Raw genomic sequence first — 19,564 nt, 5'->3', positions numbered from 1 at the left:
CCCCTTAACTATTAGAATTATTCTCGATATTATTTTTTCGATTATTAATAATATCTTTTAGTAGATCTTTATGATTAGAGTCAAGATTATTATTAAAGAAATTTTCATCTTGATTATTATTTTTTTCTACTATTTTAGATATATCAATAAATGATTCTTCTGAAAGATTCTCATCTTTTGGTATATCACTTAAGGATGCAACTGTAATAAAAACTTGTTCTTGTTCTTTTGCAAACTCTAAAATTTGTTTTCTTCTAGATTCATCTAATTGTGAAAAAACATCATCCAAAATAACTATTGGTTTTTGATTATTTTTTTCTTCTAAAGTCTTAAATAAAGCCATTTTTAAAGCTAATGCTAGAGTCCATGATTCACCATTAGAAGCAAATTCTTTTGCAGGATGATTATTTATTAATATTGTAAAATCATCTCTATGAGGACCTATTAGGTTGTATCCTCTAGCAACTTCCCCAGCATAAATTCGTTGAAAATGCTCGCTTATAGCTTTTTGCGGAAAATAATCTTCTTTTGATTCAACTTCTAACTCTTCAAAAGACGGATTATATTGTATCGAAGCAAAATTAGAAGATCGGGAAAGTTTATCTACTATTTTAGGAAAAATTTCATTTAACAAATTTATTATTTTTTTTCGATTTTTTGTAAGAATTATTCCTGATTCAATGAATTTACCCGTCCATATTTCCAAATCAGATATAGGATTATATCCATTTGTTGAACTAGCTAAATTATTATTAGATAGACTTTTAAGAAGATATGCACGTTGTTTTGCAATATGATTATATTCTTGTAAAACTTGTAAATAATTTGGTATTAATAGTGCTCCAGCTTGATCTATAAAAGTCCTACGAATATTAGGATCTGAAAAAATCAAATTTTGATCTCTTGGAGTGAAAGAAATGGATTTAACTAATCCAATTATGTCCTTCATATACAATGATTTTCCACTATTAATTCTTGCTCTGTTAGCTCCTTTTGAATTAATCGTAAGCTCATATGTAGTTTCATCTAAATTATTATTATCAAAATTTTTAGTATTAAGTCGTATGGTAGCACAACTGTTATTGCACTCTATCAGTGGCATCAAAGATGATATTCTATGACTTGTTCCAGTAGATATAACTTCTATAGCTTCAACAATATTAGTTTTACCTAAACCATTTGAGCCAAATAGAACATTAATTTTTGGAGAAAAGTCTAATACACAACTACTCCAAGAACGAAAATGATCTAGTACAAGTCTTGAAACATACATTTATTTATCTTTAAGGATGCATTGGAACAACAAGATATCTGTAATTCATAGACTCATCGCCATCAGCTTCCTGCTGACCATTAAATTCAACAGGCTTAACTGCAGATGTGATTTTTGCATGAACAAATGGCTCGCTTATAGCGCTTAAACCTTCAATTAAATAATTAGGATTAAAAGCAACTATAATATCTTGACCGTCCATGTCTATATCGATAAGTTCTTTTGCTTGAGATTCTGAATCATTTCCAGCACTTAAAGTTAATTCATCCCCAGAGAAAGACATGTAAATAGGAGCATCTTTTTCTGCAACAAGTGCAACTCGCTTAATAGCATTAATAAGCATTGTTCGATTAATAATTGCATGAATAGGATATTCATCAACAAAAAGTCGATCTACAGAAGGAAATTCTCCATCAATTAGTTGAGAAGTACTTACTCTACCAGAATTTTCAAAACCAAGAATAGATGGTTCTTTATCATTTAGGTTTACAATAACATTTTGATGTTCATCTATTGATCGAGAAATATCTCTAAGAATGCTTCCTTTGATTAGGGTAGAAGTATTTATGTCAGAATGTTCTGGTGTCCACTTAAAAGTTGATCTTGCAAGGCGATATCTGTCTGTAGCAGTGAAAGTAACAGAATCATCTTCAAAATGAGCATGAATTCCAGTCAAAACAGGTCTATCTTCTTCTCTTGAAACAGCCACAGAAGCTTGTACTACTGCCTGAACAAAAGTAGGAGCATCTACCTGACCAAGTTTTTCAGGAATTTGTGGTAAATCAGGATATTCTCCTTCAGGCATTAGTTGGAGTGTGAAAGTTGATTTTCCAGAAGAAATAGTAAGAGTAGTTTCATTAGAGGATAAATAGGTTTTTTCTGATGGTAAAGATTTAGTTATATCTGCCATCAATTTGCCTAATACGAGTACACTACCCTGCTCATCTATTCCAGCTTCAACATGATGTCTGCTAGAGAGCTGATAGTTAAAAGCAGAAAGTTGAAGAATTCCATCTTTTGCTTCTAGTTTTAGTCCTGCAAGAATAGGATTAGCTGGTCTAGAATCTATGACTCTAGTTGTCCAAGCTACTGCATCAGCAAAAGAAGCGGAATTAACTTCAACTTTCATTTTTCCTCATTTCTGTTTAAATCTGTGTTTTATTCTATATCATGCTGCCAATTAAAAATCATATTTTATGAAAGTTAGTTGAGTAAGTAATTAAGTATGAATATTAGATAAAAATAAAATAGTAAAAGTAATAAAGGTTGTTAACATGTGGATAAAGTTAAAGAACTGCTGATTTAGAGCCTTTATCCACAATTTAAAAATGTTGACAACACAAAGAGAAGTATGTGCATAAATGCTAAAGTTATCCACATAATTTTCTAGTTTTTATCTTATTAACATTTTTATCGTAGTTAAAAACATTTTATTCACTTTTTAAACGGCGTTTTCCACCAGTTATTCGCACCTTTTGCCCACATTTGTTACTAACTATGTGGATAACTTTATTTACTTTAATAAACAAATTATGAATAAACTTGTGCAAAACTCTATTTTTTGGAAGGATTTTGTTTCAAACGAACAGTCAATTCCATAACATAGTTATAAATTTCTTGCTTTTCCTGCATTTCGCCACTAATTCTGGTATAAGCATGCATAACAGTGGTATGATCTCTTCCACCAAAAACTTCTCCAATATCAACCAAGCTCATGCTAGTCATTTCTCTAGCTAAATACATTGCAATTTGACGAGCTAAAGCAACATTTTTAGTTCTTGATCTTCCAACCATCTCATCAAAAGTCATATGGAAATATTGAGCAACCTGACCGATAATATCTGTTGGTCTAACTTCAATATCGGATGCAAAAAAGTCCTGTAAAGCTTGCTCAGCTAAAGCCTTACTAACTGGTTGGTTACTAAGAGAAGCAACCGCCGTAACACGAGTTAAAGCGCCTTCAAGTTCGCGAATATTTTCAGTAAAACGTTCCGCAATAAGATCCAAAACATCACTAGGAACATTGGACCCATTCATAGAAGCCATCATTCGTAAAATAGCAATACGAGTTTCTAAATCAGGCGGTTTAATATCTACTGTTAAACCAGATTCAAATCTAGAAATAAGTCTAGATTCAAATCCTCTAAGATTTTTAGGAGCAACATCAGAAGCTATTACGATTCTTTTATTAGCCTGATATAAAGCGTTAAAAGTATGGAAAAATTGTTCAAGAGTTGCTTCTTTACCACCTAAAAATTGAATATCATCGATTAGTAGAACGTCAACTTCGCGGTATCTTCTATTAAAGTTAGCAATCTGACCTTGATTTTGACTTGTATTTTGTAAAGCCTCAATAAATTCATTAGTAAACTCTTCGCTTGTAATATATCGAACTTTAAGGGAAGAATCTTTAACAAGCGCATAATTTCCAATTGCGTTAAGCAAATGTGTTTTGCCAAGACCAGATCCACCGTAAATACACAAAGGATTAAAATCGCGTCCTGAGCCTTCTGCAACTGCCAATGCTACTGTGCGAGCAAAACGATTGGAATCGCCAGGAACAAACGTGTCAAAAGTGGCATAAGTATTCAAATGAGTTGTTGGATCTCTATTAACTGATGCAGGTATATTTGTCTGCTTTTGATTAATAGATTGCACATTGAGATTTGTATTTTGCATGGTTTTCAAACCAGTTGCGTAATCAAAATCTTTCTGTACAGGAATTGAATCATAAGAATCGTCCAAAAAAGATTCAACTTTTTTAGGATCAGAAGAATCATTAGAATCTGACGAATCAGAATTATTATTTGTAGTATTATCTAGCGATTGAGAAGTTTTTGAAGTATTACTTACATTTTGTAAAGTATTGTTATTCTCTTTCTCACTATTTTGGATAATTTTAAATGCTGGAAACATGTCTTTTCCAGTACAAATTTTCAAAGAAGTTAGCAGAGCAGAACTAAGTTCGTTTTGCAGAGCTTGCTGAGTCTCAATATTAGAAACGCATAAAACAATTGTTGTTCCAAAAATAGCTTCAGGTTTTACACTCTCAAACCAACTTTTATCCCGATTGCTTAGAAGTGCATTATGGCGCAACACGGCGAGAGTATTAGACCATACTATGGCGGCTTGAGCACTAGGATCCTCAAAGGCTTCAGACATGTTACACCCCCAATCAAAAGTAATTTCCTTTTCGCATTAACAACTCAGTGTATTTTTTTAATACACATTTATGTGTGAAAAGAGTGCTAGTAGAATATGTTTACTCCGACCCTAAGAAGTTATCCACAGCCTAGCGTGTTGAAAATACTTGTATGTTAATAACATGTGTGTAATTTGTGGATAATGTAAAACTTAGTAATCCACATTTTCCAACGATTTTAAGACGAATTATTTACGTTTTTTAATAGATTTATAAAGTTATTTAGAGAATAAGAATTATTCTAAAAGTCCTATTTAGAACACGATAATTAATAAAATTTTAGCTCTTGGTGAGGGGTGATAGTAATTTGGTATAGCTTGACTCATACGGAGCCATGCTTTTGCATGGCTAAATACAGGAGCGTTAGTTATGAAGAGGACATTCCAGCCTAACAACCGTCGTCGTCACATGAAGCACGGCTTCCGCGTCCGCATGCGTACGCGTGCTGGTCGCGCAGTGATTAACCGTCGTCGTGCCAAGGGCCGCAAGACACTTTCTGCCTGAGCTGGGACGCGTCGTAAAGCATGGATAGGCTGAAAGGCCATCGCGATTTTGTTGCGGTGCTCAAAAAACGACGCAAAGTGTGTTCACGGGATATAGTCGCGCATTATGATATGCGTGTATGTGTAACCGTATTAGACGCGCTTAACGAAGACAGAAAAGTAAGTCCAGATGATATTGCCACGGGTTTTGAAAACACTCCCGCGGCATTTTGTGATACCTTAAAGCAACCTCAAAAAAATGATGTTGCTTTAAGGTTAGGTCTTGCTGTATCTAAATCAGTTGGAAAAGCTGTTATTCGAAATAAGGTAAAACGACGTTTTAGGGTAATAGCAAAAGAGCACGAGTCGTTGCTTCCATATGGTTGCGATGTAGTATTGCGTGCAAAACCTACTGCTGCACAATCTTCGTTTGATTCGTTGAATGAGCAAATCAAAAAGATTTTCGGCAAAATAGCTAAAAATCTTCAAGATCAAAATCAATTAATGCAAACTATGTGCTTAAAAACTAGCGAAGATAGTGATAGTAAAGCAAGCTCGCAGGAGCAGTGATGAATCATGAGCGGTAGAAATAGTGTTGTAGCGAATTTGATTATAAAAGCGATTCGCTGGTATCAACGCGTGATTTCTGCCAAAAGACCTGCTTGCTGTCGTTATTATCCAACGTGCTCAAGATACGCTATAGAAGCCGTTAGCCGCTATGGGGCGTTTAAGGGTGGTATTCTAGCCGTTTTACGTCTGTTGCGCTGTAGACCATGGACTAGCTGCAGTATTGACGACGTACCACGAAAATATTCAATTTTTTATCGTTGCGCCTGGTCTAAAGCGCATGAAGAGCCACGGTTAACTCCCTTGGCTGACGAAGACAAGGATAACTAATGTTTAATCAAGATCATTTCTTACTTGATAACGGAATTTGGGGATGGTTTTATAAAATCCTCACGCCAGTTGAATGGCTTATGACTCAAGTAATGTCACTTTTCCACAAGCTATTTGTTCTTATTGGGATGAATGAAATTGGATTCTCTTGGGTACTTTCAATCGTTTTTCTTGTGCTTGTTGTGCACGCGTGCATATTCCCTGCCTTTATAAAAAGCATTAAAGGTATGCGCAATATGCAAGCAATCGCTCCTAAAATGAAGAAAATTCAGCAAAAGTATAAGGGTAAAAGCGATCCTGCTAGCAAAGAAGCCATGCAGCGAGAAATGATGAAGCTGTATCAAGAAAACAACGCAAATCCTGCAGGAAGCTGCCTGCCAATGATGATTCAAGGTCCAGCGTTTATGAGTATTTGGTACACGCTTTCCGTTATACCATTTATTGCTAGAGGCAAGCATACTGCTCTTGGTGCTTTTGATGTTGCTACAGCACAGCAATTTGTTAAAACTCATGTGTTTGGCGTTGGTGTTTCCGACACGTTTATGACGGTTCAAGCTGGCGGGAAAGTTGTTATTGTAATCTTTGTTATATTGATGTGTGCTGCAATGTGGTACATGCAATTTAACAATATTCGTAAGAATCTTCCGCCAGAATCGAAGCAGGGTCCCCAGTATACGATGCAAAAACTTATGATGTGGGGATTCCCATTAATCTACGTTTTCTCTGCATTCGCTCTTCCATTTGCAATGCTTGTTTATTGGCTTGTAAACAACATTATGAATATGCTTCGCTCTATTTGGCAGGTATATGCTTTCCCAACTCCAGGTTCTCCAGCTGCGGAGGAAAAAGAAAAACGAGATTATAAGAATGAATCCGAACGTCGTAAACGTGAAGGATTGCCTTCTATTGAAGAAGAAAAGCTTCAAAAAGCTCGCGAAGAAGCTAAGCGTAGAGAAGCCGAAGGGTTTCAACGTAAGCAGCCTACGCGTAAGCGAAAAAATAAATAGATAAAAATATGTGAATAAACAAGTAGGTAATTTTGGATTTATCTTCAGTTACACTTGTAAACAGAATTGTGATTCTTGACATTTATTGCAATTAAGGAGTATGTAAATGGCGCAAGACGAAACTAGAAGCATTGACCAGCTCAATGAGGAAGCTGATATAGCTGCCGATTACTTAGAAGGACTTCTAGATATTGCTGATTATGAGGGCGATATTGAAATGGGTGTTCGTAACAATAGACCGATGATTCAGATTGTTGCGGATGATGATTCCGATATTAAGCATTTGATTGGCAGGGATGGAGAAGTTGTTGACGCATTGCAGCAGCTTAGCCGATTAGCTATTCAACAAAAAACTGGTGAGAGATCTCATTTAATTGTTGATGTTGATGGATTCCTTAAGCGTAAGCGTCAGCATTTGCGTGATATTGCTTTGGATGCTGTTGATGAGGTTCGTGAGACTGGGGATCCAGTTGAATTGAAGCCGATGAATTCATTTGAACGTAAAGTAATTCATGACACTGTGCGAGATGAGGGTCTGCGTTCTAGGTCTCATGGAGAAGAACCACATCGTTATGTAACCGTTTATATGCCTGTAAGTGCAGTTGAAGACGAAGATCTTGATGATATAGCTGTTGACGTAGATGAAGAGTATATAGAAGACTGATTTAAGATTTTGCAATTTTCATGATTGCACGAGGCTGTTGAAACACTATAAAAGTAACACAATGAAACAAAAAATGTTTTATTGTGTTACTTTTTATTTGATAAGCGCGGGGAAGTATGGAAGAAAATTTAAATAAAGATAATAGCGATAATACTCAAGAGACAATTGATGAATTAGAAAATTCACCATTGCTAAGCGAAGTTTTAGGTGATGCTCTTGATAAATGTAAGATGTTTCACGTGAAACTTCAAAAAGAGGGCTTGCTGAGAGGATTAGTTGGACCTAGAGATATGAGTATTCTCTGGGAAAGACATATATTAAATTCTGCAGCTGTTGTTCCTTTTATTAAGGAAGCTATTAAAAAGTCTAAGAAAAAATCTATAGCAGACGTAGGAAGTGGTGGTGGATTCCCTGGTATTGTTATAGCAGCATGTTTGCCTGATTGTGATGTAACATTAATTGAACCTATGGAAAGACGCGTTCTTTGGCTAAAAGAATGTGTAGAACTTATGGGATTAGACAATGTCACTATTTTTCACGGAAGATCAGATGAAATTATTGAAAAAATAAAATCTCATGATATATCACCGTTTGACGTTGTAACGTGTAGAGCTGTAGCACCTATGACAAAACTAGCAGGGTGGACTATCCCTCTATTAAATACGCATGGTCAACTGATTGCGTTAAAGGGAAAATCTGCCCAGGCTGAAATTGAGAAAGCCGCAAAAATGATCAAAAAAGCGAAGGGTGTGAATCCTAGGGTTGTTGATGCTCCTGTTGCAAATGGTCTTCAATCTACGACTGTTGTATTAGTTGACAAAGCATAATTCATATTATTAATTACACATAAAATAATTCGTTTCACGTGAAACTTTAATCTTCCAGTGTTTTACGTGAAACAAATATTTTTATGTAAAAATATTTGTATAAAATACGTATAATATAGTTTATTTTGTTTTCTATTTTTCGTCATTTTCCTTTATATTTAGCACGTGTTTCACGTGAAACTTGTGCTCTTTTTGCTGTGTTTTATGTCCATAGAAGAAACGAAACTTGAAAATACTAAGGTTTAAATTGGTTAAATTATGGTAATTTTCCCATAGGTGGTCGGGGGTGGATGAAGTTATGGTGGAGTCAGCTGAAGATACGATTAAGCGTATTTTTGGAGATTCTGGATCTTCCTTAGGTAGTGAATTGGCTAATATATCAAGCCGATTTCATGCCATTGATGGGGTAGTTTTTCCTAAGCCTAAAGAAACGCGATTTATTGCTGTTGCGAATCAAAAGGGTGGTGTTGGCAAAACCAGTTCGGCTGTAAATTTATCTGCAGCTATGGCTATTGGTGGTTCAAAAGTTTTGTTGATTGACATGGACCCTCAGGGTAATGCTTCCACAGCTATGAATATACCTCATTCTTCAGCAGATCCCTCTGTTTATGATGTTATCGAGGGAAGAAAAACTATTGCTGAAGTAAAGAAAACTTGCCCAGATATTGAAGGACTTGATGTTGTTCCTGCTTCTATTGATTTAAGTGGAGCAGAACTAGAAGTTGCGCAGATGAAAGATCGAAATAATCTTCTTAAAAATGCTGTTAATGAGTTTCTTGGCAATAATAATGAGCACTACGATTATGTGTTTATTGATTGTCCACCATCTCTAGGTCTTTTGGTAATTAACGCAATGTGTGCTGCTCATGAAATGCTAATACCAATTCAAGCTGAATATTACGCACTAGAAGGATTAGGACAACTCATCAGGACAATTGGATTAGTGCAACAACATTACAATCCTACGCTGGTTGTTTCAACAATGTTAGTAACGATGTTTGATAAGCGAACTCTTCTTGGTAGAGAAGTGTTTCAAGAAGTTAAAAACCATTATCCAAATATTGTTCTAAATACTACCATTCCAAGAACTGTCAAAATACCAGAAGCACCAAGTTTTAATCAAAGTGTTATAACTTATGATCCACACGGAACTGGAGCAGTGTCGTATAGGGAAGCTGCGTTAGAGATAGCAAATAAGTCTGATGCTATTTTAGCTGTAATTGACGCTAAAAGAGAGGGTAATGCATAATGAGTACAACTAAATCTCGTTTAGGCAAAGGGTTAGGGGCGCTATTTCCTGCACTACCTGGGGAAAATGCTCTTGTTAATGCTGAGGCAAAAAATAATGAAAATGTTTCACATGAAACATTAATACAAAAAGATGTTTTTAACGATGTTTCACGTGAAACTAAAGTTCCTAGTATTGATAAAGCAATTTCTCCACATGAAGGTCAAAATAATGTTCAAAAAACCACCGTTTCACGTGAAACAGTGCCGCCGATTGCTAATAAAAATAAGCATTCGTCAAAGCGATCTTCTATGCCATCAATTGACGATGTAACTAGACCAATTGACTTTTTCTTTGGTGATTCTGCGTCTAAAACGTTTGTGTCTTCAAAACAAAAAACTGAAGAAAAGAAAATTTTTAATAAAACAATTGATGAAAAACACAACGCGGAAAATAAAGAATTAAAACCTGTTGAAGGCGGCTATTTAGCATATTTAGATCCAACTGATATTGTTCCAAATGCTCACCAGCCGCGTACGATTTTTGATGAAGAAGAGCTTCAAGAATTAGCTGCATCAATCAAAGAAGTTGGAGTTTTGCAGCCTATTGTTGTGCGAAAAATTAATAACATAGATCAAGAGGATACGCATAATGCTCATTATGAATTAATAATGGGTGAGCGCAGATGGAGAGCAACTCAATTAGCTGGTCTTAAAAAAGTTCCAGCAATTGTTAGAACAACTTCTGATGAGAATATGCTTAGAGATGCTCTTTTGGAGAATCTGCACAGAGTTGCTTTAAATCCTTTAGAAGAAGCTGCAGCGTATGCTCAGATGATTGATGATTTTGGATTAACACAGGTTCAACTCTCAAAATCTGTGTCTAAATCACGTCCGCAAATAGCAAACACTTTACGTCTGTTAAATCTTCCAGCTAGCGTGCAAAAGCATGTTGCATCTGGTGTTCTTTCTGCAGGTCATGCTCGCGCACTTCTTGCTTTGCCTACATCTGAAGAAATGGAATCATTGGCAAAACGAATAATTGCAGAAGGCTTATCTGTTAGAAGTACTGAAGAGATTGTGTCTATTAGAGTAGACAATAGTGATGAGTCTTCTAAGAGAAATAGGGTTCAAAGAAATAATAAGTGGGCGCATTCTCCTATTAGAAAACAACTTGAGAATATATTTTCTACAAAAGTTGCAATTAAGGGCACAGAAAACCATGGAAGAATCGAAATTGTATTTTCATCTCCAGAAGAAATGCAAAGGATTTTTGACATTTTAGTAAACAAAAAAGATTAGCAACATAAATTAACATAATACAAACTGAAAAGCTTCAATGAATTACTTTAAAAGTAATTCATTGAAGCTTTTTGTTTCACGTGGAACATAATTTATTATTCGCTTAAATCATTTAAATAAGCTTGAGCATCAAGAGCAGCGCGGCAGCCCATTCCTGCTGCAGATATTGCTTGCCTATAAACGCTATCTACCACATCTCCTGCAGCAAAAATACCAGGAATAGATGTTTTAGTAGATGCACCCTGTACTGAAATAGTTCCATCTTCGTTAAGAGCTATAGAGTTATTTAAGAATGAGGTTGATGGTAGATGACCAATAGCAACGAAAATACCAGATGCTTCAATATCTTGAGTTTCTCCAGTTACAACATTTTTTACAGTTACAGACTGAGCATCTTCATTGGAACCATTTATTGATTGAACAACAGAGTTTAAAACAAATTTAATCTTCTCATTTTTGCGAGCTCTATCAATCATGATTTTAGAAGCACGGAATGAATCGCGCCTATGAATCAATGTTACAGAAGAACCAAATCTAGTTAGGAACAATGCCTCTTCAAAAGCTGAATCGCCTCCGCCAACTACAACGATTGGTTTTCCTCTAAAGAAGAATCCATCACAAGTTGCACAATAAGAAACACCTCGTCCAGAGTATTCTTGCTCTCCAGGAACCCCCAATTTTCGCACTTGCGAGCCTGTAGAAATGATTACTGCATTTGCTGTATAAGTTTCTCCATCGTCTGTTGTAACTGTCTTCAAATCGTCCTTAAAATCTACAGACACGACATCGTTTAATATAATTTGTGCTCCAAATTTTTCTGCTTGCTTTTGCATAGCTTCCATTAAATCTGGTCCAAGTATTCCATCTACAAATCCTGGATAATTTTCAACCTCTGTAGTGTTCATGAGTTGTCCACCAGGAGTTAATGCTCCAGCAATGACCAAAGGAGTGTAGCCTGCGCGTGCTAAATACAATGCCGCAGTATAACCCGCAGGGCCAGAGCCAATAATTATTACTTTTTTGTTTAGTTTTTCCATAAAATATTCCTAATATTCTCAATAATCTTAATAAAATTTAGTAAATTTTTACGTAATTAATGTATAGGCTGTTTTGAGGCATAGAGTCCTCTGGAACCCACAAAATAAAGTCTTGTGCCGTAATAGGTTTTTTGAACTTTACATCTGTTACACCACTGGCATCAAAGGTAAAATCAGCAACTTTATCTCCAGCACTAGGATCATTTTTAGAATTCGCAATCAAATAACCATGTCCTCCAGAAGAACGAATTGAAACAACAAAACGATATGCTTCTTGAGGTTGAGCCAAATGCATGTAATAGCCATAACCTCTCTGGTTAGCCGTGTAATCCAAGAATTGTTGTACATCTATAGGATAAGGCGTAGTGTTAGTAGGCATTTTAGGTTTTGGAACCTGCTTTACCTTCTTACTCTTATTAAGTTTTTTATGCTTACTTTTATTTGATTTGTTTTCTTTATTTAATTTGTCTTTCTTTGCGTTTGCATCAGCCTTAGAAACAGCATTGGAATCAGATTTTGCTTTATTCTTAGACGAATCACTTTTATCTTCTGGAAGAACACCTTGACTTCCAAAAGGAACATTTTCTACGCTTTGAGAATCCCACGAGTTAGATTTTGTAAAACTAGAAGGAGCATCATGAGAATTAAAAAGACTATGCAAAGATAATGCGAATACCACTACAACCAATATTGCAACAACACTGATTGCAAGAACCTTTGTTGAAATACCGCCAAAAATTTTTGCGTCTGCTATATCCACGCCATTCTGCCCAGAATTCTTTTTGGACTCCAGAGATTCCTGACGCTCATGAGGCTGGAAACTAGGAGGCATTGAAGAATAAGATGACTTTAAAGAACCGCCATCATAATCTTCATAGTCACCATTTTCCAACTCTTCTTCACGCAAAGCGCGTGCAGATTCTTCTCCAGGAGCAATAAAACGCCCATTACTATCTACAACTGGAACCCTACCTGTTGATTCTGCTTCCAAAGGTAAACTTTGTGGTCTAGACATCAGCTCAGTGTGTTTAGTGTTATCTGTGAGAAGATCTTCAAAATCAAATCTTCTAGGCATTAATGGGGAAGCTAAATTATCTTTTTGTGAATAATCGTTTTTAGAATCTGATTCGTTTTCTATATTGTTATATTTTTCTGCTTCTTCATTATTTAACGCATCAGAAGACTTGCTTTCTGAATAACTAGGAAAACTTGTGTATGTGGAAGATAGGTTGTGGAATATAGAATCATCTGCATCAAGTTCCGTAGGTGCTAAAATATTAGCCATTTCTGCGGCAGCAATATCATGGAAGTCATAATCTGTTCCAGTAGAGTCAGTTTCTGTAGAAGAATCTGAATTATTATCTAAATCGTTCTTATTGTTTCTTTTAAGAAGAGCGCTTAATGCTCCTATAGTTCTTCCAGCATTTTTTAAACCAGCTCCTGCTGCAGACAATCCGCCTGTAAAACCAGCATTTTTATTGGATTTACCCTGTTTACTATCATCTAGTTTCTCAACAGAGTCAAGACTGTTATTGGACTCCTGTTCTGATAATTTATTTTCGAGCAAGTCCTCATTTTGGGCTAATCCTTCTGGAAAATCAAGAAGATTTTTATCGTCTTCTGGAAGCAATAACGCATTTTGAACGGAGGCTTTACTTGTAGTTTTATCAAAAATAATATCTTTATCAGAAAGTTTTCTAACAGGAGTATAAGATCCAAGTAATGCTAATAGCTCTCCTATTGATGCCATAGGTATAATATTGGAATCTTCTGTAGAAGAAAGTCCTCTTCTACAAATCATAGAAAATTCACTAGGCACTCCATCTGTAAGCCTAGAAAGATTAAATACAGAATTATTCTGAGTGTAATTTGTTCTAGTTAGTAGAGCATATAGCAATGCTGAAAGTTGATGCGTAGCAATATTTTCTATGCTCTTATTTTGAGCTTTAGGATGGTTAAAATCGTTGCCTGAACCTTCGTCGGTAGACTCTACAGCAGGCTCCCCATCTTCTGCTGACTTTTTTGGCTTTTCATCTTCAATAGTCACATCTTTTAAAAGAGGGCTTATCGGAGCGTCTGCAAGTTCTACTCCAGAATCAGTAAGCCTTACAGTATTCGTAGAAATAGCATAGTGTGTTATTCCGTCTGCTAACAGCTTACTAAGCGCATTAGCTGTTTCTGCAACTATGGAACGTATTGCTTCATAGCTAAGTGTTGAACTATGTAGCTTCATATAATCGCTTAAAGTTACTCCAGAATCCAGCTCGGTTATAATAATCGCGACATCATCTATATGATGAAGCTTCAAAACTGGCGTAAATTTGCGTATTCTAGACAGAGCAAGAGTAGAAGATATAGTGTTGACTTCTGGAAGAAAACGAGAATCACGTACTATAAAAAGCTGACAATCGCGAGCAAGTATACGATCGCTAGCATGCCATGCTTGAAGACCCGCTTCTTCGCGCAAAGGTGATACTAAAGCGTAGCGATCAAGTATAATATCTCCCAACTGAGGTTTCATCTACTCCCCGTCTTCCTACATGAGTAATGAATAATAATGCGTTACATAATAAATCCCACAAATTATTGTAACTGTAGAATCTAGTGAAACGCCCTGAGTTACTGCATTTAATTATCTTGATTTAATTATCGCTCACTGTGTTGATTTATTTTCGATCTAATAATCCTAGTATGTGCATTCTTATTATTTTCACTATGATTAGTCTGTTTATTATTTAACTTGCTTTTATTGATGTTTTCAAGATTCAACAAAAATGGCAGTTTTACACCGATTCTTCTAAGAATTGGATTAATAAGACCTGCCAGTTCACTCGTTCTTAAAAGTAACAAGATAGATATGTAAATAATCGCCAAAATAATGGTGATAATTGCACAAACAAAAATCGCAAGCAACCAACGACTAACACCATGGAGGTTTGATGAATCTAAAGAAATCCATTTGTAAATAAATTCTCTAAACAAAATTCCAACAAGAATAGATACTATAGAAGCTGCAAGCACCTTTAGATGCGTAATAACAAGCTGCTTATCGTCTAAATCGTTGTTAAAACGAGATCTAATCATTTTAACAAGCGAAGGAAAAGTGAGAATATAACTAAAAGATGCGGCTGCAGCTAAAGCGGTAACCCAATAGTTTGGCGGAAGGAATTGTATGCAAGAAAATACAATAATAAGCTCCACAAATAATTGTGCTGCACAAAACATAAACGGATGTTTGCCATCTTCAAAAGCGTAGAATGTGCGTTGAATAATCAAATATGCGCTAGATAAAGGCAATCCAAGCGAAAGCATCATAAGCGGATTTGCCATAAGATACGCTTCTTTTATGCTGATTGAAGGTAAAAGAGCCAAAGATATAGGCATTGGAATCACAATAAAAGCAACACTAAAGAAGCACATTAAAATGCTTACATTTCTAAGACAAGAGCTTAAATCTGCACGAACTGTTGATAAATCATGGTTTGTTATTGATCTAGAAATTTTAGGGAAAACAGCGGTAGCAACCGACACAGCGATAAGTGAATAAGGAAGAATAAACATTGTATATGCGTTTTGAAAAGTAGCATTTCCAGCAACATCAAATTGACTTAACCCCAACGTTTTTTCTGCTACAGAAGGAGCGCTTGTAGTTATGTGAGTAGTTGCCATTGTAGAAAGCTGACTAACAGCCACTATTGCAAAACTCCATGCTGCAACAGGGCCCATTGAACGCAAACCAATGCCGCTAATGCCGAAACTTGGTTTGTATTTTAATCCGATTTTTCTAAGAGGAATAAATAAAACAAGCGCCTGAGCTGCAACACCCAAAGTCCAAAATCCTGCAGTAAGAAGCATAGTAGTGTTGTTCCAGAAACCCACTGGCTGCCTGCTTGCTCTGCCAAAAATTGCAATAAAAACGCCGAAGCCCACGCAACTGACGATATTTGCTGCAACGGAACTCCACGCATACATTGCAAACTTGCCTTTTGCGGCTAAAACTTGACCGAGCACGGTGTAAAGTCCATAGAAAAATATTTGAGGCATACACCATAACGTAAAAGCGTTAGTAAGAGCAATCATGGATTGGTTTGATCCAACATAGAGCCATGTTAAAACAGGTGTGGCAATTGCCATTAAAGCGGTTACGCCTAAAAGCAGAATAATCGCAAAGGTTATAAGCTTATTTAACCTATCTTTTGCATCTTGTTTTTCCAGAGTTTTAACGATTTGTGGGACTAAAACAGCATTGAAAATGCCACCAGACACAAGAGTGTAAATAAGCTGAGGGATCATGGACCCAGCCTGATATGCATTAGCTGCTAGACCTGTAGTACCAAGGGCTGCAGCAAGTAATATAGTTCTAACCTGACCAGTTATTCTTGAAGCTGCCGTGCCGCTTGCCATTATGATTGAGTTGCGGCCTACTGAATTCATTCGTCTGGATCCTTTTTACGGTGGAACTGCCTCCAAAGCCCTAAAATTCCAAGCGCGAAGGCAAATATTATAATAATCGTACCGCTTTTATCGCTGATTTGCAGCGTGCTTGTAATCATTGTTTCTTTATGATTGTAGAAAGCGCGATGGCTTCTATCTTCTAGTCCGAAAATTGCTCTAGCTTTACTAGAAGTTGTAGATCTAAGTGGCAGAATAATTTGTGTTTCACTATTTGCAGCAATCTTAACTGGAGTTTTTCTAGGAGTTACTATCTCCATTGAATTAGTGTAAGAAGTAAGATATACGCTAACAGGGTATGGATTAGTATTGCTGATTGTAATCGGCATTGTTGCCGTTTCGCTTACAAGCGTTACATCTTTTGGAGGAATAATATGTATTCCAGAAATTAAAATTTTGGATAGATTATGAGTGCCTTTAGAATCAACATTATTTGGTCTACTATCATTTACTTCTCGTTGAGCCATAGCATCAAAAAGTTTAAGAAGATTCTTACTCCAAATATTGCTGTTCTGGTTAATTTTCAGTTTTGCGTTTTGTTTTGCAAGAGATTGAACATCTGACTCATTAACGTGATGATTATTTAATTCACCGTGGTCAAGAATATCACTTATGAACTGTTTAATGTTTTCTCTATCTGAAGATAGTTGATTTAGAATTGACTTTCTATTGATTATAGATTCGTTTGATATCGCACTATCTTTAGGAACTGGATTGTACCCAAGATATTCTTTAGAAAAAGATTTTGCGTTAGATAAAGATCTTAAATCTAGCAGGGAAATCCACGGAGATTTTTCCAAATTGCTTATAACAGAATCGATATAAGAAGATGGCGTATCTTGGTGGAATGTTATAAGCAAGTGTCTTGAAGAATACGGTTGTTCCATCTGATAAAACGCGCTTTGAGCAATAATCCTGTTTAGTTTGCCAGCATTAGTGTTTTCGCCAGTTGACTTACTACTTGTTGGTTTTTCGTTTGCCAAATCACTAAGAGTTTCTTGCGAGGAAAGCACTTTTACGTTTCCAAAAGAAGTCTGAACGTCATACACGCCATTCTTAACTGCAAAACGGTGCGCTAAAGCATCAAATCCGTTTGTTGCCACAACGGTCTTATAACCATTGCTTTTAGCCTGTTCTAGTGCCTTTAAGGTCCATTTTCCGCCTGTTTGAAAAGCGTATGACTCGAATTTTGGCGCTTTACCTGTATGATCTTTTGGAATTGACGATTCTTCACTCCAAGACTCAGCGTCAATCCCAGATGATTGGTAGTAAGAAGAATTACTTGTTTCAGCATATTTACTTATATCAAAACCGTTATTTTGCATAAATGCAGAAGGAGTGAAGCTAATTCCAGAAGATTTAAGAGTATTTAAATCTGCTATCGTTTGTAATCGAGGATGCTTTTGTGCAAGAGATATCAAAGAAGCAATATGCTTTATGCTCTTTTTACTTAACCTTATTTTTCTATTGTCTTTAAATTGGTTTAAATCTTTGTTTACTTGGGAAGAGTCGCCAGCAACCGTTTTTGTGTTAGTTTTGCCCGAATTTTCTTTTTTAGTATCTGCTTTAGGTTCCTCTTTAGAATCAATATTAGATTCGCTAGGTGGAATATTCATCGAAGGAGAAATATTCTGCTTGTTAATTTCATAACGCCAGTCAGATGCTTTAGCGACTATAGGAATAAGCAATGTGACATTAATCGGAGGTGTTTGTACGTTTCTAACGCCAATATTTGCTCGTGTTACAAACGATTTTACAGAAGAATAATGTTTAAAATCCGATGAAGAATACGTTACAGAAAGAGGCTTTGGCCCCCAATAAAGGATGTTAGAAAGATTAGGGCTGTTTGAGTCAACATCAATTTGCGCGTTATAAGATTTGCCACAAGCAAGCGCTGGAACGCTAACTTCGCCAATTAGCTGAGGAGTAGGGATTCTGGACTCGGCTTGACTCCATTTTTGCAAATCAGTCCTAGACATAAACGTATACCAAGGGTTAAATGCAACCTGAATTTTTCCATCTGGAAAATCTTGAGAACCAGTATTTTTAACCAAAATGGTTATATGGTATCCGCTTTTGTCTGTAAGAATTGAAGTTGATTTAACTATTTGTAAAGAAATACCCTTAGCCTTGGAATTATAAGATTCGTAATATTTTACAGAAGCTTGATTGACGTTAGATGAATGGCTTGTATTCTGCGATGATTCGTAAGCAAAAGCTGTATTTGAAACACAATAAAGCGGTGTAATAGCAAGCAAAAGTACTACCAGAATTAAAGTAATACTAAATTTAAAACAAAACTGAATAGTATTTTTAAAATAAAACATTTTACGGGCGATTTTATTAGTGACTTTTTGTAACTCCCGTAATTGGTTGTTTGCAAAATCAATCACATTAATCACGATTAGACCGCCTATTTGCCTTTTTAGCGTACATCCACGCTATCTTGCGCTCATTAGGATAGCTTAAAACATCGTTAAGCTCTTTGAAATCCACCCAAATTGCATCTTCTGCCTCATGGTCTGGATCTCCAAGAACAGATAGTTCTCCACTAACATATTTCAAAGCAAAATGATGAACTAGCTTATGCACACGTTGACTTGTTCCAGTAAACCAGTAGTCAATAGTAGCAATAGAATCCACCACTTCTCCAAGAATTCCAGTTTCCTCATGAATTTCCCTAACAGCTGTTTGCTGAGGAGTTTCGCCTTTTTCTATATGACCCTTCGGCAAGCACCATTCCATATGCCCACTTCTTGAATGACGAGCTATAATCGCGACACGCCCGAGGGTGTCAAAAACTAGTCCTCCAGCGGAATATTCTCTCACAATAGGTAAGTCTTGAGTATCTAAAGAGGCAAAAGTTTTAGGACCGTCGTTAACTCTCCTCTGAGGCATTAAAGCTGGAGAAGGTGCCTCTAATGATGTTATTTGTTGGCGAGATTCCGTTATATCAACATGAATATTTTCAACGTGATAATCGCTCGAAAAGCTTGAAATATCAACGAAAATTGACTCGTCTCCTTCTGCCTGTTGAGGCTGTATTTTGCTTTTCATCCTAGCGATATCAAGTGGTGTAACTCGAATATCTGGCGTATTTTGGGCATGATTATCCGAGGCTCTGGCGAGCATGCGTCTTAAGTCTGCTGGGGTAACCATACACTCCACCTTACTCAATCCGCTGTGCATTGGGG

At 36.2% G+C, this 19,564-nt stretch carries 16 protein-coding genes; 8 read left to right on the top strand and 8 right to left on the bottom strand.

Annotated features, from left to right (window positions below):
- Positions 1-4 precede the first annotated feature (4 nt).
- The 3 genes from recF to dnaA all read right to left on the bottom strand — a co-directional run bounded on the left by recF (position 5) and on the right by dnaA (position 4,435).
- Positions 5-1,273, bottom strand: a complete 1,269-nt coding sequence (gene recF / locus HXT60_RS06390) for a DNA replication/repair protein RecF (RefSeq protein WP_020760298.1) — start codon at positions 1,271-1,273, stop codon at positions 5-7.
- Between the two features lie 10 nt (positions 1,274-1,283).
- Entirely contained in the window at positions 1,284-2,402 is a 1,119-nt protein-coding gene (dnaN, locus tag HXT60_RS06385; RefSeq protein ID WP_004114027.1) for a DNA polymerase III subunit beta, read from the bottom strand.
- A gap of 425 nt (positions 2,403-2,827) precedes the next feature.
- Positions 2,828-4,435 carry a chromosomal replication initiator protein DnaA gene (dnaA, locus tag HXT60_RS06380; protein ID WP_004114028.1) on the bottom strand — a complete coding sequence of 536 codons (1,608 nt, stop codon included), beginning with the start codon at positions 4,433-4,435 and terminating at the stop codon, positions 2,828-2,830.
- Positions 4,436-4,844: 409 nt separating this feature from the next.
- Here dnaA and rpmH point away from each other — a divergent pair, with 409 nt between their 5' ends.
- From rpmH to HXT60_RS06340, 8 genes are all read left to right on the top strand, one after another.
- On the top strand, positions 4,845-4,979 hold the full coding sequence (rpmH, locus tag HXT60_RS06375; RefSeq protein WP_004114029.1) for a 50S ribosomal protein L34: 135 nt from the start codon (positions 4,845-4,847) through the stop codon (positions 4,977-4,979).
- 20 nt (positions 4,980-4,999) lie between these two features.
- On the top strand, positions 5,000-5,527 hold the full coding sequence (gene rnpA / locus HXT60_RS06370) for a ribonuclease P protein component (protein WP_421791061.1): 528 nt from the start codon (positions 5,000-5,002) through the stop codon (positions 5,525-5,527).
- Between the two features lie 6 nt (positions 5,528-5,533).
- Positions 5,534-5,854, top strand: coding sequence for a membrane protein insertion efficiency factor YidD (yidD, locus tag HXT60_RS06365; protein ID WP_016827106.1), 321 nt, complete (start codon positions 5,534-5,536; stop codon positions 5,852-5,854).
- Positions 5,854-6,861 carry a membrane protein insertase YidC gene (gene yidC, locus HXT60_RS06360; RefSeq protein ID WP_004114035.1) on the top strand — a complete coding sequence of 336 codons (1,008 nt, stop codon included), beginning with the start codon at positions 5,854-5,856 and terminating at the stop codon, positions 6,859-6,861. The genes yidD and yidC overlap by 1 nt, the downstream gene beginning before the upstream one ends.
- Before the next feature lie 106 nt (positions 6,862-6,967).
- Complete coding sequence (locus tag HXT60_RS06355; protein ID WP_004114037.1) at positions 6,968-7,525, top strand: protein jag; 558 nt, start codon at positions 6,968-6,970, stop codon at positions 7,523-7,525.
- 116 nt (positions 7,526-7,641) lie between these two features.
- Positions 7,642-8,352 (top strand): 16S rRNA (guanine(527)-N(7))-methyltransferase RsmG, encoded by a 711-nt coding sequence (gene rsmG / locus HXT60_RS06350; RefSeq protein WP_101889967.1) that lies wholly within the window; start codon positions 7,642-7,644, stop codon positions 8,350-8,352.
- Positions 8,353-8,650: 298 nt separating this feature from the next.
- On the top strand, positions 8,651-9,601 hold the full coding sequence (locus HXT60_RS06345; RefSeq protein WP_285089072.1) for a ParA family protein: 951 nt from the start codon (positions 8,651-8,653) through the stop codon (positions 9,599-9,601).
- On the top strand, positions 9,601-10,881 hold the full coding sequence (locus tag HXT60_RS06340) for a ParB/RepB/Spo0J family partition protein (RefSeq protein ID WP_101886667.1): 1,281 nt from the start codon (positions 9,601-9,603) through the stop codon (positions 10,879-10,881). Before HXT60_RS06345 ends, HXT60_RS06340 begins: the two co-directional genes overlap by 1 nt.
- Before the next feature lie 95 nt (positions 10,882-10,976).
- Here the strand turns inward: HXT60_RS06340 and trxB are convergent, their stop codons facing one another.
- The 5 genes from trxB to HXT60_RS06315 form a co-directional block, all read right to left on the bottom strand.
- Complete coding sequence (trxB, locus tag HXT60_RS06335; RefSeq protein WP_004114045.1) at positions 10,977-11,918, bottom strand: thioredoxin-disulfide reductase; 942 nt, start codon at positions 11,916-11,918, stop codon at positions 10,977-10,979.
- A gap of 37 nt (positions 11,919-11,955) precedes the next feature.
- Entirely contained in the window at positions 11,956-14,439 is a 2,484-nt protein-coding gene (locus tag HXT60_RS06330; protein ID WP_285068904.1) for a kinase, read from the bottom strand.
- A gap of 125 nt (positions 14,440-14,564) precedes the next feature.
- Positions 14,565-16,352 carry a murein biosynthesis integral membrane protein MurJ gene (murJ, locus tag HXT60_RS06325; protein ID WP_013399360.1) on the bottom strand — a complete coding sequence of 596 codons (1,788 nt, stop codon included), beginning with the start codon at positions 16,350-16,352 and terminating at the stop codon, positions 14,565-14,567.
- Positions 16,349-18,772, bottom strand: coding sequence for a DUF6049 family protein (locus HXT60_RS06320; RefSeq protein WP_421791057.1), 2,424 nt, complete (start codon positions 18,770-18,772; stop codon positions 16,349-16,351). The genes murJ and HXT60_RS06320 overlap by 4 nt, the downstream gene beginning before the upstream one ends.
- Positions 18,765-19,529, bottom strand: coding sequence for an NUDIX domain-containing protein (locus HXT60_RS06315; protein ID WP_421791055.1), 765 nt, complete (start codon positions 19,527-19,529; stop codon positions 18,765-18,767). The genes HXT60_RS06320 and HXT60_RS06315 overlap by 8 nt, the downstream gene beginning before the upstream one ends.
- Positions 19,530-19,564: the final 35 nt, after the last annotated feature.

This window comes from Gardnerella sp. KA01002 (assembly GCF_049244015.1).
GTDB classification, from domain to species: Bacteria; Actinomycetota; Actinomycetes; order Actinomycetales; family Bifidobacteriaceae; genus Bifidobacterium; species Bifidobacterium vaginale.
Note: the sequence above shows the minus strand (reverse complement) of the source record. Positions and strands in the feature narration are given on the sequence as shown.